This window comes from uncultured Rhodococcus sp. (assembly GCF_963525155.1).
GTDB lineage: Bacteria > Actinomycetota > Actinomycetes > Mycobacteriales > Mycobacteriaceae > Rhodococcus_F > Rhodococcus_F qingshengii.
On record NZ_CAURKP010000132.1, the window covers coordinates 1 to 15,094 of the forward strand.

At 63.6% G+C, this 15,094-nt stretch carries 14 protein-coding genes, 1 pseudogene and 1 riboswitch; of the genes and pseudogenes, 6 read left to right on the top strand and 9 right to left on the bottom strand.

Annotated elements, in window-relative coordinates; all coding sequences use genetic code 11:
- The 3 genes from RWT78_RS21590 to RWT78_RS21600 form a co-directional block, all read right to left on the bottom strand.
- A partial coding sequence (locus tag RWT78_RS21590) for an ArsA-related P-loop ATPase (protein WP_314678101.1) occupies positions 1-464 on the bottom strand: 464 nt, incomplete at its 3' end.
- A complete protein-coding gene (locus RWT78_RS21595) occupies positions 465-902 on the bottom strand; it encodes an SRPBCC family protein (protein ID WP_003941701.1) in 438 nt (145 codons plus the stop codon).
- A 63-nt stretch (positions 903-965) separates the two neighbouring features.
- On the bottom strand, positions 966-1,352 hold the full coding sequence (locus RWT78_RS21600; protein ID WP_003941776.1) for a hypothetical protein: 387 nt from the start codon (positions 1,350-1,352) through the stop codon (positions 966-968).
- Positions 1,353-1,511: 159 nt separating this feature from the next.
- Between RWT78_RS21600 and RWT78_RS21605 the strand changes: the two genes are divergently transcribed.
- Complete coding sequence (locus tag RWT78_RS21605) at positions 1,512-3,323, top strand: long-chain fatty acid--CoA ligase (RefSeq protein WP_042452808.1); 1,812 nt, start codon at positions 1,512-1,514, stop codon at positions 3,321-3,323.
- A gap of 82 nt (positions 3,324-3,405) precedes the next feature.
- Here RWT78_RS21605 and RWT78_RS21610 read toward each other — a convergent pair whose 3' ends face one another.
- The 4 genes from RWT78_RS21610 to RWT78_RS21625 form a co-directional block, all read right to left on the bottom strand.
- Positions 3,406-4,533, bottom strand: coding sequence for a glycosyltransferase family 4 protein (locus RWT78_RS21610; protein WP_003941734.1), 1,128 nt, complete (start codon positions 4,531-4,533; stop codon positions 3,406-3,408).
- A gap of 78 nt (positions 4,534-4,611) precedes the next feature.
- Positions 4,612-5,970, bottom strand: coding sequence for a peptidase MA family metallohydrolase (locus RWT78_RS21615; protein WP_314678108.1), 1,359 nt, complete (start codon positions 5,968-5,970; stop codon positions 4,612-4,614).
- Between the two features lie 74 nt (positions 5,971-6,044).
- On the bottom strand, positions 6,045-7,097 hold the full coding sequence (locus RWT78_RS21620; RefSeq protein WP_314678111.1) for an NlpC/P60 family protein: 1,053 nt from the start codon (positions 7,095-7,097) through the stop codon (positions 6,045-6,047).
- A gap of 324 nt (positions 7,098-7,421) precedes the next feature.
- Entirely contained in the window at positions 7,422-7,979 is a 558-nt protein-coding gene (locus RWT78_RS21625; protein ID WP_003941754.1) for a C40 family peptidase, read from the bottom strand.
- A 14-nt stretch (positions 7,980-7,993) separates the two neighbouring features.
- A riboswitch (cyclic di-AMP (ydaO/yuaA leader) is annotated at positions 7,994-8,172 on the bottom strand.
- A gap of 521 nt (positions 8,173-8,693) precedes the next feature.
- Between RWT78_RS21625 and RWT78_RS21630 the strand changes: the two genes are divergently transcribed.
- Positions 8,694-10,454: a DEDD exonuclease domain-containing protein gene (locus RWT78_RS21630; RefSeq protein ID WP_314678116.1), complete on the top strand. Its 1,761-nt coding sequence runs from the start codon at positions 8,694-8,696 to the stop codon at positions 10,452-10,454.
- 78 nt (positions 10,455-10,532) lie between these two features.
- Positions 10,533-10,808, top strand: a complete 276-nt coding sequence (locus tag RWT78_RS21635) for an Lrp/AsnC ligand binding domain-containing protein (RefSeq protein ID WP_314678118.1) — start codon at positions 10,533-10,535, stop codon at positions 10,806-10,808.
- Positions 10,809-10,816: 8 nt separating this feature from the next.
- On the opposite strand, the gene trpD is transcribed toward RWT78_RS21635, so the two are convergent.
- A complete protein-coding gene (gene trpD, locus RWT78_RS21640; RefSeq protein WP_210377211.1) occupies positions 10,817-11,908 on the bottom strand; it encodes an anthranilate phosphoribosyltransferase in 1,092 nt (363 codons plus the stop codon).
- Between the two features lie 138 nt (positions 11,909-12,046).
- A complete protein-coding gene (locus RWT78_RS21645) occupies positions 12,047-12,535 on the bottom strand; it encodes a hypothetical protein (protein WP_064689205.1) in 489 nt (162 codons plus the stop codon).
- A 127-nt stretch (positions 12,536-12,662) separates the two neighbouring features.
- Between RWT78_RS21645 and RWT78_RS21650 the strand changes: the two are divergent.
- The 3 genes and pseudogenes from RWT78_RS21650 to RWT78_RS21660 form a co-directional block, all read left to right on the top strand.
- Positions 12,663-13,255, top strand: a pseudogene (locus RWT78_RS21650) (heme-copper oxidase subunit III).
- Between the two features lie 64 nt (positions 13,256-13,319).
- Positions 13,320-14,171, top strand: a complete 852-nt coding sequence (locus RWT78_RS21655; RefSeq protein ID WP_003941682.1) for a cytochrome c — start codon at positions 13,320-13,322, stop codon at positions 14,169-14,171.
- Positions 14,168-15,094, top strand: a 927-nt coding sequence (locus RWT78_RS21660; protein WP_314678128.1) for a menaquinol-cytochrome C reductase, incomplete at its 3' end; no start/stop codon positions are given. The genes RWT78_RS21655 and RWT78_RS21660, both read left to right, overlap by 4 nt.

Here is a 15,094-nt window from a genome sequence, read left to right on the forward strand (position 1 = left end):
AGTATCCGCAGCGCTTCGGCGGCGGCCGGACAGTCCACGATCACGAGGTCGTAGTCGCCGCTGTCCGAGAGGTCGACGATCTCGGCGAGCCCGAGCATGTCTTGGATGCCCAGGGATCCCGTCAACTCTTCCGGTTCCAAGCCCTCGAACGACGAACCGTGTTCGTGATCTCCCGCTCCGAAAGTTCCTGCAGCGTCGATCAACCCCGACAATCCTCGGAACTTGTCCTCGAGGAGCGCTGACGTGTCGAGTTGCCGGACGTCGAGACCCTCGGTGAGAGATGTGGTCGTTCGCGGATTCGGCACGCCCAGGACGTCTGCAAGAGAACCTGCCTGATCGATCGACACGAGCAGCACTCTCGCCCCATCGGTCGCAGCCGACACAGCAGTCGCTGCGGCAAGCGTCGTCGTGCCTACTCCGCCTTTACCGACGAACAGTTGGACGCGCGATCGTTGCTCCGGCACTCAGCCCTCGACTCGCTTCTTCAGTTCCTTCAGAGCTGTGTCGGTGATGATCTTCTCGGCCTTGCGCTTGAACAGTCCGATCATCGGAATCGTCAGGTCGACCGTCAACTCGTAGGTGACCGACGTGGTGCCGTTCGGGCCGGGCTCGAGTGTGTACGAACCGAATTGGGACTTCTGAATCTCGCCCGAGATCAGCTCCCAACTCACCGCCATACCGTCCGGTGCCCACGAATACTGCAGTTCGTAGGTGTCCTTCACCATCCCCGCGTCGAGGACGAAACGTACTCGGTCCGCGCGGCCGCCCTGTCCCGGCGCCGTCACCTCGACGGACTTCGCCGCGGCCACCCACTCGGGGTACCGCTCGAAATCGGCGATGACGTCCATCACGGCGTCGGCAGGAGCGTCGATGCTGATCAACCCCTTGGTCTTCTCGGCCATACGACTGCGCTACCTTCCTTCGTCAAAAGTCCAGAACCTGCACAACGTGCAGTGCTTCGATTATCAGTCCGGTGCTACTCCGGCGGCACGTCCCGCTTCGAGTTCGCGTTTGAGCTGGAACGACATGACCTTGCCATCGACCCGACGCTTGCGGTTCATCCCGGCGAGGTCGAGGGTCGCCAGATCGGACGGCGATACGCCGACCGGCTCACAGTGCAGGAAGTAGTGCGCGATCGTCCCGTCCATGACCGGTTCGAGCCACACCTCCATGGTGCCGACCAGCTGACCGGACACTCCCCAACGGAATCCTGCGGGACCGCGATCTTCCCGGACTTCGAGCTCGAGATCACTGAACCAGCGACGCCACTGCGCGCGCGAGGACAACAGTTCGGCGACCCGCTCGGGCGGGGCGGCGATGAAAGTCTGGTCTGCGACCTGAATGCTGCTCACCGAAGTAGCTTCACATATCGCGTCCGCGAAGCGTCGAGGGGTGTCGCAACACTACATACCGGACAGACTGTAAGCCTGGCCACAACTGCGTCGGACATGCGACTACAGTAGGAGACGAAAACCCTACTCGTCAGTATTTCGCAGTGTCGGAGGTATTTCGTGCCTGAGTTCAGCGCACCCCAGACGTTCACCATTCCCGAGGATGCCTCCGCGGTCGACTCGGTCTTCGCCTTCGCGAAGACGAAGCCGGCGGCGGTTGTCTACAAGCGCAAAGTCGGAAATGCATGGGTCGATGTCACTGCAGGCGATTTCGCCGCTCAGGTGACTGCCGTCGCCAAGGGCCTGATCGCGATCGGAGTCGAGCAGGGCGATCGCGTCGGCCTCATGTCGGCGACTCGCTTCGAATGGCCGCTCGTCGACTACGCCATCTGGGCGGCCGGCGGCGTGACGGTTCCGATCTACGAAACCTCCGCAGCCGAGCAGGTTCGCTGGATTCTCGAGGACTCCGAAGCAATCGACCTCATCGTCGAGAACGACGCACATGCCGCGACCGTGAAGGACGTCGCTGCAGCCGCCCCCGCGCTGCGCACGGTCTACCAGATCGATGCCGCGGCAGGCGCTAAAGGTGTTGTCGAGGAATTGACCGCATTGGGCGCCGACATCTCCGACGAGGACGTCCACGCCCGCGTCGCTGCACTGAAGGCATCCGATCCCGCGACCCTGATCTACACGTCGGGCACCACAGGCCGACCCAAGGGCTGCCAGCTGACGCACTCCAACCTGATTGCCGAGTCGAAGGGCATCCTCGACTCCAACCTCGGCACGCTGCTCAAGACTCCTGGCGTCCGCACGCTGATGTTCTTGCCGCTCGCGCACGTTCTCGCTCGCGCAGTCAGCATCGCGTCGTTCGACGCCGGTGCAGCGCTGGGGCACACGAGTGACATCCCGAACCTCGTTCCGACGTTCGGCGAGTTCAAGCCCGACTTCATCCTCTCGGTGCCGCGCGTGTTCGAGAAGGTCTACAACAGCGCACGCGCCAAGGCGCACGGCGACGGCAAGGGAAAGATCTTCGACGCGGCCGCAGACACCGCCGTCGCGTGGAGCGAGGCGCAGGACAAGGGCGGCGCCGGCATCGTTCTCAAGGCCAAGCACGCTCTCTTCGACAAGCTCGTGTACTCGAAGCTGCGCGCAGCGCTCGGCGGGCAGTGCCAGCTGGCCATTTCCGGTGGTGCACCTCTGGGCGCTCGACTCGGCCACTTCTTCCGCGGTATCGGTGTCACGATCTACGAGGGCTACGGACTGACCGAGACCACCGCAGCGTTCGCCGTCAACACCATCGGCGCACAGAAGGTCGGCTCTGTCGGAAAGCCGTTGGCCGGCAACTCCGTTCGTATCGCAGAAGACGGCGAAATCCTCCTCTCGGGACCGGTGGTCTTCACCGGCTACTGGCGCAACGAGAAGGCGACCGCCGAGTCGATCGAGAACGGCTGGTTCCACACCGGCGACCTCGGCACCGTCGACAAGGACGGCTACATCACCATCACCGGCCGCAAGAAGGAAATCATCGTCACGGCAGGCGGCAAGAACGTCTCCCCCGCTCAGCTCGAGGATTCCCTTCGCGCGCACCCGCTGATCAGCCAGGCCATCGTGGTCGGCGACCAGAAGCCTTTCATCGGCGCCCTCATCACCATCGACGCCGAAGCTCTTCCCGCCTGGAACGAGCGCAACAACAAGGCCGCAGGAACCACAGCGGCCGACCTGGTTTCGGACGGCGAACTGGTCGGCGAAATCCAGGACGCCATCGACGAGGCCAACAAGCTCGTCTCACACGCCGAGGCGATCAAGAAGTTCCGCATTCTTCCGGTCGACTTCTCCGAGGACACAGGCGAACTCACGCCCACGATGAAGCTCAAGCGCAACGTCGTGCACGAGAGCTTTGCCGCCGACATCGAAAAGATCTACGCCAAGTAGGTTTTCGGCAAGCAGCTTCTCGCAGCAACGAACGGCCCGCACCGAATTCGGTGCGGGCCGTTTGCGTTCGAGTCCCGGTAGCTCAGCCGAGGAGATTACGCAGCTTCGAAGCGAGCGTGTCCCACTTCCAGTCTTCGGCAACCCATGCCCGGCCCGCTGCTCCCATCGCGGCCGCGCGATCACGATCGGACAGCACCTCGATCACGGATTCGGCGACGTCGCGAACAGAGGTGCCGTCGACCACGAGCCCGGTCTTGTTCTGCTGCACCGTTTCCGGAGCGCCACCACTGCGCCCGGCGATGACCGGCACACCGGTAGCCGAGGCCTCGAGGTAGACGATTCCCAGTCCTTCGACGTCCAATCCGGCGCCTCGGGTACGGCACGGCATGGCGAACACGTCGGCGATCGTGTGGTGCGCCGCCAACTCTGCGGCGGGCACCGTGCCCGTGAAGACGACGTGATCGTCCATCCCGGTCTTACGCGCCAATTGGCGAAGATGGTCCTCGTACGGCCCGCCTCCGACGATCACCAGTACCGCCCCGTCAATGCTCTTGCGTACGGTCGGCAGCGCCTTGATGAGCATGTCCTGCCCCTTGCGTGGCACGAGCCGCGACAGGCACAGGATCGTGGGCCGCTCACCCAGCCCGTATCGCTTACGCAGTTCCGCGCGAGCGACCGAGTCCGGGTGGAACACTGACGTGTCCACTCCGGAAGGAAGGTGCTCGAGCGCCGCTTGCGGGCCGAAGGCCGCCGAGAACCGCCCACGGGTGTATTTGCTGACGAACGTCACCGCATCGGTGTGGTCACCGATCACACGCAACGACTGCCGCGCACCGGGAATCATCGACCATCCGACCTCGTGGCCGTGAGTACTCGCGATCACTCGGCTCGCTCCGGCGCGTCGAACAACCGGTGCCAACAACGCCAACGGCGCTGCCGCACCGAACCAGACCGACTCGCAGTCGTGCTTCTTGACCAGCTTCGCGGCCCGACGAGCAACAAAGGGCGACGGCAGCATCAGCGTCGTCGGGTGCCGAACCACCTCGAAAGGCTGTGCCGCATCGAACTTCTTGTGTGAGTCGCCCCGCCACCGCGGTGCGTACACCACCAACTTGTCCGGCGGCAGATGCCCGGCGAACGTGTGGAGATAGGACTGGATACCTCCGGGGCGAGGAGGAAAATCGTTGGTCACCAAGAGGGTCCGGCGCATCCGTCCACCGTAGGGCACTCGGTGCTTCAAACGTGCGAAGGGCACCTCGCCGCTGCAATCGACCCAGCCGCGAACCGCTCAGCCCAGATGGCTGTTGGTCCAGTCGACCCATCCGGCTCGCAGTTCCTCGGTTCCGACGCCAACGACCGCTCGGATCCGCGAATCGAGGTCTTCGGCCGTCATCTTTCCGGAGGCGAGAGCGCGAAAGAGGTCGGTCAGCTTTGCTTCTCCGAATCGATCGGCGATATACGCGTTGATCGACCACGCCGATTCGTACGCCAGTGAACTCACGACCGGTACACCGCTGAACTGCGTGTCGTCCGGAAACTCGGTCGGAGTATCGCCGGAGCGTACCGCTGCTGCCAGAGTCGGCGCGATCTCACCCCAGGCCCGCGAGGATCCACGGTTTCCCGCGTATTCGGCAAACCCTTCCAATACCCACATCGGCGACCCGTCACGGGTTTTCGATCGGGCGGCTATGTGCATCAGTTCGTGGCGCAACACCGTTCGCCTGGTGATGTCGGTCAACCTCGAAGCCGCGGCAGGCGAGAACACCACCCGCTGGCCGCTCACGTCGGAAGACCCGTCCGCCGTCGCATCCGCGACCGACACTGCGGCAATCGAAGCGCCGTCGTGATGGGAGCCGACCAGTGCGGTGAATTCCTCAGCGGACCCCGCCACCATGAGCACCGCGCGCTCGGACCACCACGGCCCCCACAACTGCGTCGTGTTCTCGATGGCTGAGTCCACATCGGCAGCCAAAGCGTCGACGAACGCCTGCTGACCCGGGTGGCCGATCACCAGCGCGTTACCCGCAGAATTCTCGGCGACGGCAAGCGGGCCGAAGTCCCAGGGGCCGTTCCAGGATTCGCCCGCCGTTCGGGCGCCGTCCAGTCCGACGATCGACCCGTCCGCAAGAACCGACCACTGATCGCCGCGTTTCGCGAGTGTCATGGACACTGCCTTGCGCGTGGGCAATGCGTCGACGCCGTCGAGGGCGTACCGCAACAGAACTTGCGCATTCCATACTTCGACGTCTCCGCCCGGCGCACCGGTTCGCGGCGCCGGAGTCAGGCCGCCGCTGGGAATCTCGTATCCCCAGTCGGAGAATTCGAGCGCTCCCGCTGCAGTGGCTCGTCGAACTTCCGCCTCGAGCACACCGGGTGCGGCGGAACTGTCGACGAACTTCGCCAGCCCCGACGGATCGTCGGACATCTGAGCCGCGGCCCATGCATCGAGAAAGCTCTGGACTTGAGCGCTGCGTTCCGCGTCCTGTTCGGCGGCGGCGTTTTCGTCGGAATCGGACCTGTTCGTCAGGAAGATCGTCAGGCCCAGAACGAGCATCACGGCTACACCGAGCGCCACGAGGGCCGGATACTCCCAACGGCGTGGTCGATCTGCGCCGACGTCGGGCGTCGTCATCGGTTCAGTCGGCACGGTGCCGAGTGTAGGAGAACTCGACTCGACGCTTCACGGCGGCTGGCCACACGCCGCTCGGGCGCAGCAAGCCGTCAGTAACGACGCGCAGTGGAGAACTCCATGCCTGCCATCGACTGGACCTTCACCGGTACGCCGAACGTCGACGCATGCAGAATGTTTCCGTCGCCGGCGTAGATGCCGACATGCGAGTTGTCGCTGTAGAAAGTCACGACGTCGCCGGGCTGTAGTTGGTCCCTCGACACCGGTACACCGCCCTGCGCCTGCGCTTGGCTCGATCGCGGCAGAGTCTTTCCGATCTGCTTGTAGGCCCACACCACCAGACCTGAGCAGTCGAACTCGTTCGGCCCGGTCGCGCCCCAGACGTACGGGTCACCGATCCGCGTGAGGCCTGCTTGCAGGGCAGCAGCACCCGAGCCTGGGGTCAAGTTAGCCAGAATTTTGCTGAGATCGACGTCCGGCGGGAAAGGCGTACCGCTCAGTTGGTTACGTTCGTCGTCGGTGAGATTCTGGAAGGCTTTGGTCACGTCGGCGATCTGCGTCTGCAGTTCACTCTGCTTGCGCTGCAAATCGTCACTGAGTGCGCGGGCTTGATCGGCGGCGGTTCGCGCTTCTTCGGCCGATCGCTTCGATGCTTCCGAGGCGGCACGCGCATCGGCAGTGGCTTGGTTGAACTGAGAGACCTGTACTGCCGCGTCGTTGGAAATCACGTCGAGCGCAGACATCTGGTCGAGCAACTGCTGCGGCGAGTCACTCACCATCAACGCAAAGAGGCGATTGGTTCGCACACCCTGGTAATTCGCTGTGGCAATACGGTTTACCGCCGGAGCGAACTCTGCGACGCGCGCCGAAGCCGCGTCGAGAAGACCCTGATCGGCTGCCGATCGCACGTCCGCATCATTCGCGACTGCCAGCTTCGCGTCGAGGTCGATCTGCGCGTTGTGCAGCGCTTCGTTGGTCTGCTCGGAAACCCGGGAGAGTTCACCGAGCTTGTCGAGCGCCTCGGTGGGGTTGGTGATGACGGGGTCGGCACCGGCCTGCATCGAAGGCCCTGCAACGAGTCCGAACGCCAGCACTCCCACTGTCAATGCGGCCCGTACTCGACTGTTGTTTTTCGATGAAACCACGGAATGCAACTCTCCGTCTCGGTGAAGCGACGTCGACCGGGACCGGTCGACGATCTGTTAGCTGGCTGTCAACTATCCACAGTACCTGTCTCGGCCGCGCAATGTCTCGATAAGGTTACGGAACGGCATACGTTTGTGTCTACTCGCCGGTAGGCGTGTCGGGGTGAAGTACCGAGCGAATTGTCGCGAAACGAAAATGTGGGCCCCGAATCGAAGATTCGAGGCCCACATTCGAAGATCCGGAGCTCCCCCGAGCTCCGCCGCATCACAGCGGCGGATCGTTCCGACTGCCTACCGGAGACAGCCGTCGAGCGTGTTCAGAAATCAGTAACGGCGAGCGCCGTCGTACGGCATCGAGGACACCGGAGCGAGCTTCACGGGCTGACCAGCGGTCGACGCGTGGATGACATTGCCGTTACCGGCGTAGATGCCCGAATGCGATCCGCCGTAGAAGGAGATCACGTCGCCGACCTGAAGATCGGACTGTGCGACGGCAACGCCGGCTGCAGCCTGGTCGTAGCTCGTGCGAGGCAGGTTGAGACCGGCCTGCTTGTATGCCCACTGAACGAGACCGGAGCAGTCGAATGCGTCCGGGCCGGCTGCGCCATACACGTACGGGGAGCCCAGCTTGCTCTCTGCGGCGCGAACTGCCTGCTCACCAACACTGGAGATGGGAGCGGCCGGTGCAGCCGGTGCGATGTCGGTGATGCCCGGAATGACCGGCAACTGAGGAATAGAAACGCCCGGAACCTCGAACGTGCCGACGCCGGGGATGGTGATGGGGTCTGCCGAGGCAGGTGCAGCGGTTGCAGCGAATGCTCCGACTGCGAGCGCGCCGGCTACTGCCAACTGCGCTGAACGCTTGAAACTCTGTGACGCCACTTAAGGGGTGCTCCATTTCTTCCATTCATCCGCCGACCGAGTTAGCTGACGGGTTCGGGCTGGGAAGATCAGCCCTACCCGCGTGGTCTGCAGCGATCCTGCGTGCTGCACCCCAGGCGGGATTCACCCCAGTGGAAACTTGGGTTCCCGGTTCGGGTTCCTCGCGGAGATCCCGATTAGGCGGTTCCTGACGATGCCGGTCCTGTTTGGTCCGGCAAGACTTCGTTAGGTCTCAGGAAGGTTACGAAATGATCGCGACGATGTCGACCGCTTCGTGACAATCGCGCCCGATTCGCCGGAAATCGTGGTGCCGCGCCCGCGATACGCCCGGCGGGTCACGGGGAGATAACAACAGGTCGGTTCGGCGACCCACTCCAGGCCGTCAAACCCGCGCCCGCTACCCACTGCCAAGGCTCACCAAACCCGACAATCCGATCTTCCATGCAGTTCAACGATGATTACTTGAAACTAGAACTTGTTCCGGTCACGGACGCGGTTTCAGCCATCGACAGACGCACCGAAGACCCCTCGACTCGCCCTACTCACAAGTAGGCGCGCGTCCACATTCGCGAGTTCCCACCGCAAGTGTGATCCTCGTCTCTCCTACTTTTGTCGGGCGTTCATCCACCGATTTCGCAACGGAAGTCCGTGCGGGTCGGATTCCGTGTCTGCACTCTCGAATTCGTGTCGGGGGGTACTTCTACTGTCTGCGGTGTGAGTCCCGCCTCGGCCCGAGAATTTCCGTCTCCGCCCCCGTTCTCCGACGGGGAGAAATTCGACGTCGGGCGGCAACTGAGCTTCGACGAACTGGACACACCGCTGAGCGAGACGACATTTGTCGTCGTCGACCTCGAGACCACAGGGGGCAGCGCCGACCAGGACTCCATCACCGAGATCGGCGCCGTCAAGATCCGCGGCGGCGAGGTACTGGGCGAAATGGCAACACTCGTCGACCCCGGCCGGTCGATTCCGCCCTACATAGTCGAACTGACCGGAATCACCACGGCCATGCTGATCGGGGCACCTCCCATCGAACGTGTCCTTCCTGCTTTTCTCGAATTCGCCGAGGGCGCGGTGCTGGTGGCACACAACGCGCCGTTCGACATCGGCTTCCTCAAAGCAGCGGCGTCACGCAGCGCGCGCCCGTGGCCTGCGTTCCGTGTCCTGTGCACCGTCAAACTCGCCCGGCGCGTACTCACACGCGACGAAGCACCCTCGGTGAAGCTCTCCGCACTCGCCCATCTCTTCCAAGTGACCACCCAGCCGACGCACCGTGCTCTCGACGACGCGCGTGCGACCGTCGACGTCCTCCACGGACTGATCGACAGGGTCGGAAACCAGGGTGTCCACAGTTACAGCGAACTAGTCGACTACCTGCCCAACATTTCCTCGCATCAACGGGCCAAACGGTCCTTCGCCGCAAACCTGCCGCGAAGCCCCGGTGTCTACCTTTTCCGCGGTCCTTCCGACGAAGCCCTCTACATAGGAACTGCTACCGACCTTCGACGCCGCGTCCGCAACTACTTCACCGGTTCGGAGACCCGCGGCCGGATGAAGGAAATGGTCGCGCTGGCCACCCGCGTGGACCATGTCGAGTGCGCGCACGCTCTCGAAGCCGGGGTGCGTGAACTACGACTGCTGAGCGCGCATGCGCCGCCGTACAACCGTCGCTCCAAGTTTCCCAAGCGAGGTTGGTGGATCACCCTCACCGACGAGGCGTTTCCGAGACTGTCCGTGGTTCGCACGCCCACGGCCGATTCGATCGGCCCGTTCACCTCTCGCGGCGACGCAGTCGACGTAGCCGACACCGTCGCAGAGTTCAGTCGTCTGCGCACGTGTACCAAGCGTCTCGGACGCGGCGCCGTTCACGGCCCTGACTGCCCCGCTCACGAACTGGCGGCGTGCCCAGCCTCCTGGACCCCGGAAATCAACGCAGAGGACTACGCGGCCGCCCCTGAGGCCGTGCGTGGATTCTTCCGAGGAACCAACGACGCTCCCCTCCAACAGATGCAGGCCCGGATCGACGAGCTGTCCGCACACGCGTTGTTCGAGAATGCTGCTCGTCTGCGTGACCGAACGGTCGCAGTCGCCACCGCAGTGCGGCGCACTCAGCGACTCGCCGCAGTCGCGGCGATCGAACAACTCGTTCTCGCCCGCCCCACCGGAGACGGCGGCTGGGAGCTGTCGGTGATCCGGTCCGGGCGTCTCGCGTCCGCCGGGCTCGCCAGACGTGGGACTCACCCGATGCCCGTCGTCGACGCCATCACCGCGGCGGCCGAAACCGTCCTACCGGACGACGCCCCGTTCCGCGGCGCGTCACCCGAAGAACTGGGACTGATCGCAAGGTGGCTCTCGTCGGACGGTGTCCGAATCGTGTCGGCGACATCCGGATACGTCGAACCTGTGAGCGGCGCCGGCAAGTGGGAAGCCTGGTGCCGACTCGCCCGAGCCGGAACCGAATCCGAACATCGATGACGTAACGGCGGGGCGGCACCCCTAAGCTCGATCGAAACCACCGGGTCATCACAACCCGCAGGGAAATCGAGGAGAGAAATGATCAACGCCATCGTCATGATTCACGCCGAGTCCGCTCGGATCCCGGAAACCGCGCAGGCCGTCGCCGACCTGTCCGGAGTGACCGAGGTCTACTCGTGCGCAGGTGACGTCGATTTGATCGCCATCGTGAAAGTGCGTGACCACGCCCAGATCGCCGACGTGGTCACCGGAGGACTCAACCAGGTGCCCGGCGTTCTCCGAACCGCCACACACATTGCGTTCCAGTCATTCTCCAGCGCAGACGTCGAGGCCGGTTTCTCGCTGGGTGAATAGCCCCTCGATCAGGCTTGGTCGGCCAGCTCGGCGGTGAGCGCCGCCCACTTGTGAAGCAGTTCAGCGCCCGCGCCGCTGTCGATCGCGGCAGCGGCTGCAGTCATCCCGGCAGAGATCGCACTCTCGAGATCGTCGCCGACACCGTTGAATGCCGCGATGGCTGCTCCCGCGTTCAGCAGGACCGCGTCCCGGACCGGCCCCTTCTGCCCGGAAAGCAGCGTTCTGGCGACGGTGGCGTTGATTTCGGCGTCGCCTCCACGCAACTCTTCGAGAGGAACGCGGTCGATTCCGAGGTCACGCGGATCCAGCGTGACAGTTCGCACACTTCCACCCCCGACGATGTGAACCGTCGACGTCGTCGATGTGGTCAGTTCGTCCAGTCCGTCGTCTCCCCGTACCACCAACGCCGAATTACCGCGCTGCGCAAGGACTCCCGCGACGACCGAGATCAGTTTCGGAAATGCGCACCCGATCAGCCCGGCACGCGGACGAGCCGGATTGGTCAGTGGACCGAGCACGTTGAATGCCGTCGGGATGCCGATTTCCTTGCGAGGCACCGCCGCAAAGCGCAGTGCGGGATGGAAGACCGGCGCGAAACAAAAGCCGATTCCGACCTCTTCGACACACCTCGCAACCTGCTCCGGCCCGAGGTTGATGCGAACGCCGAGCGCCTCGAGCACGTCGGCGCCACCGCTCTTGGACGAAGCAGCGCGGTTGCCGTGCTTGACAACTCGCACACCGGCCGCGGCAACCACGATCGAGGCCATCGTCGAGATGTTCACCGTGTTGGAGCGGTCACCACCCGTGCCGACGATGTCGACGACGTCGGAATCGACCGGCACGCGCCTGGAGTGTTCGAGCATCGCGGCGGCGAGCCCTTCCAACTCCGCGGGGGTTTCGCCCTTCATCTTCAGACCGACCCCGAAAGCAGCGATCTGAGCGGAGGTGGCGTTGTCCGACATGATCTCGCCCATAGCCCAGCGACTGTCGGCTTCCGACAAGTCACTGCCGTCCGTGAGCAAACCGAGAATCATCGGCCAGGACCGCACCACTGCACTCGAATCGACGTTCACGGCGTTGGATGCGTCGGTGCCGGCCATAGTGCCTTGGTCCCCTGTCGTTCATGTGGGCTAATTTTTTGCTGTCGTTTCGTGCTGTCTTTTTGTGCTGTCATTACGTGCTGCCTCTGACCCTCGCAGCCTAGTCAGTGAGGTAACGAGGAAACCGAATAGGGCCGCTCAGGACTTTCGGCGACCGCGTTTGGGTGGCGCCTCCGCAAGTATCGGGGGCTGGAGCGCGTCCCACCCGGCGACCGAACCACCGAGTCGCTGCGCCAGACCAGCCATTCGTGACCGCTCCTGGGAGCAATGCAGGGCGTCAAGCACCTGGACACGCTCGAAGACGACGCGAACCGAATTCTCGACCGTCGGAGTCACGTCCTCGGGCCGACTCGAGCCTCGCACATATCCGTCCTGGGCGACGATGCTCTCGGCATCGGCTACCGAGCCCTCCGGGAGGTCGAGATGATGCCGCAGAACCACTTCGGACTCCGCCCTGAACTCCGGCTCGGTGGAGGCGGCACGTTCGAGAGCCGTCGAGCTCGCCTCGGCGTCGTCGAAGCCTTCGGCAACGACGACCAGATCCGACCGCCCTGCATCGAGCGGTGTCGGAATCTTCGTGCCGAAAATTCTCAGGAACCACGGTCTACTCTTGTGTGTAGCTGCCATCGCGCCAGCATATTCCGACCACGCCACCAGCGCGTTCGCCGCCCGATCCCGCGAACTCGAGCCGAGCGACGCGCCGATGGTGGACCCGAGTGGTCGTCTCTTACGACGAAGCGTCATACTTCTGTCTGTGACGAGCGCAGTAGGGACTTCAGGATCGGCAATCACCCAACGCGTGCACTCGCTGAACCGGCCGAATATGGTCAGCGTTGGCACCATCGTGTGGTTGTCAAGTGAGCTCATGTTCTTCGCAGGGCTCTTTGCCATGTACTTCGTGGCACGAGCTCAGGCGAACGGAAATTGGCCGCCGGAGCCAACCGAATTGAACCTGTATCTGGCCGTGCCGGTGACCTTGGTGCTTATCGCATCTTCGTTCACCTGCCAGATGGGTGTCTTCGCGGCTGAGCGTGGCGACGTCTTCGGACTTCGTCGCTGGTACACCATCACCTTGGTCATGGGGGCGTTCTTCGTCGCCGGCCAGGGTTACGAGTACTACCACCTCGTGCACGAGGGCACCACGATTTCGAGCAGCGTGTACGGCTCGGTGTTCTACATGACCACCGGCTTCCACGGTCTGCACGTCATCGGCGGTTGATCGCACGGACCCGGGTCAGCAAGTTCACGCCCGCCCAGGCCACCGCCGCGATCGTTGTTTCGTACTACTGGCACTTTGTCGACATCGTGTGGATCGCGCTGTTTGCCACGATTTATTTCATCCGTTAATCAGCTGTACGCCCCAGGCAGCCCCTGACGTCCAGTTCCGTCCCGACATACCAAAGGGATACAGATGAGTTCATCCCCCCCTCCCGCATCCGATAACTCAGCGAATGCCGCGAAGTCGCGTCGCCAGCGGAAAATCCGCCGGCGCGTCACTGGCGCGCTCGTATTGATGATGGGATTGATCAGCGCAGGTTTCCTCGCTTCGGCGTTGACACCAGCTCCGCAGGTTGCGACCGCCAGTGACGATTCAGCAGCCCTGATTCGTGAAGGCAAGCAGCTGTACGACACGTCATGCATCACGTGCCACGGCGCGAACTTGCAGGGCGTGCAGGACCGCGGTCCCAGCCTCATCGGCGTCGGCGAAGCAGCCGTGTACTTCCAGGTCTCCTCTGGTCGTATGCCGGCAGCTCGCAACGAGGCCCAGGCTGCACGCAAGGACCCCAAGTTCGATGCTGCGCAGACCGACGCCCTCGGCGCTTTCATCCAGGCCAACGGCGGCGGCCCGACGCTCATCCGCGACGAGAACGGCGAAATCGCCCAGTCCTCGCTGCGCGGTGGCGACGTCGGACGCGGCAGTGAGCTCTTCCGGCTCAACTGCGCGTCGTGCCACAACTTCACCGGCCGCGGTGGCGCACTGTCCTCGGGCAAGTACGCCCCGGTCCTGGATCCGGCCAGCGAGCAGCAGATCTACGCTGCCATGGTTACCGGTCCCCAGAACATGCCGAAGTTCTCGGATCGTCAGCTGACGATCGAGGAGAAGAAGGACATCATCGCCTACGTCAAGTCGTCGGGCGAGTCGAAGGACCCCGGTGGGTACGGGCTCGGTGGCCTCGGTCCGGCCTCTGAGGGTCTCGCCATGTGGGCCGTCGGAATCATCGCTGTCGTCGGTGCAGCATTGTGGATCGGAGCAAGGTCATGAGCGACGCTGGCCAGCATGGCGGCGATACGCCTAAGAAGTACACAGATGAAGAGCTCGACGCGATGTCACGCGACGACCTGGTCAAGCTGGGTACCAATCTCGATGGCGTCGATGTCGTCTACCGCCGTGATCGTTGGTCGGTAAAGGGCACCAGGGCGGAAAAGCGCGCCGAGCGCAACGTCGCCTTCTGGTTCGGCCTCGCCGGCGTTTCGGCGATCGCGTTCATCGCGATCTACCTGTTCTGGCCCTGGGAGTACGCAGGCGCCGGTGACGAGAACTACGGCAAGTACAGCCTGTACACCCCGCTGATCGGCTTGACCATGGGTCTGGCGATCCTCGGCGTCGGCATCGGTGCCGTTCAGTTCACCAAGAAGTTCATCCCCGAAGAGGTCTCGATCCAGGACCGCCACGACGGTGGTTCCACCGAGGTCGATCGTCGCACGATCGTCGCCGAGCTCGGCGACACCCTCGAGACGTCCACCCTCCCCCGCCGCAAGGCCATCAAGCGCAGCTTGATGTTCGGCGGCGGCGCACTCGGCGTCATGATGGTCATGCCCCTCGGCGGACTCATCAAGAACCCGTGGGCCAAGGGCGACGACTCACCTCTGTGGGTGTCCGGCTGGACCCCGAACTACCCGGGCGAGACCATCTACCTGCGTCGTGACACCGGCCGTCCCGAGGACATCGTCCTCGTTCGCCCGGAAGATCTCGATGCCGGTTCGATGGAAACGGTCTTCCCGTTCCGCGAGTCCGACCGTGGCGACGAGCACGCTCTGCTCGCAGCACTGCGCGGCATTCGTAACTCGGTGATGCTCATCCGCCTCCGCACGGAAGACACCGCGCGTGTCACCAAGCGTAAGGGCCAGGAAAGCTTCAACTACGGCGATTACTTCGCCTACTCGAAGATCTGCACCCACCTGGTT

Excerpts from the sequence above, each read along its gene's own strand:
- RWT78_RS21595 (WP_003941701.1), bottom strand. The coding sequence starts at position 902 with ATGGCCGAGAAGACCAAGGGGTTGATCAGCATCGACGCTCCTGCCGAC.
- RWT78_RS21610 (WP_003941734.1), bottom strand. The coding sequence starts at position 4,533 with ATGCGCCGGACCCTCTTGGTGACCAACGATTTTCCTCCTCGCCCCGGA.
- RWT78_RS21635 (WP_314678118.1), top strand. The coding sequence starts at position 10,533 with ATGATCAACGCCATCGTCATGATTCACGCCGAGTCCGCTCGGATCCCG.
- trpD (WP_210377211.1), bottom strand. The coding sequence starts at position 11,908 with ATGGCCGGCACCGACGCATCCAACGCCGTGAACGTCGATTCGAGTGCA.
- RWT78_RS21645 (WP_064689205.1), bottom strand. The coding sequence starts at position 12,535 with ATGGCAGCTACACACAAGAGTAGACCGTGGTTCCTGAGAATTTTCGGC.
- RWT78_RS21655 (WP_003941682.1), top strand. The coding sequence starts at position 13,320 with ATGAGTTCATCCCCCCCTCCCGCATCCGATAACTCAGCGAATGCCGCG.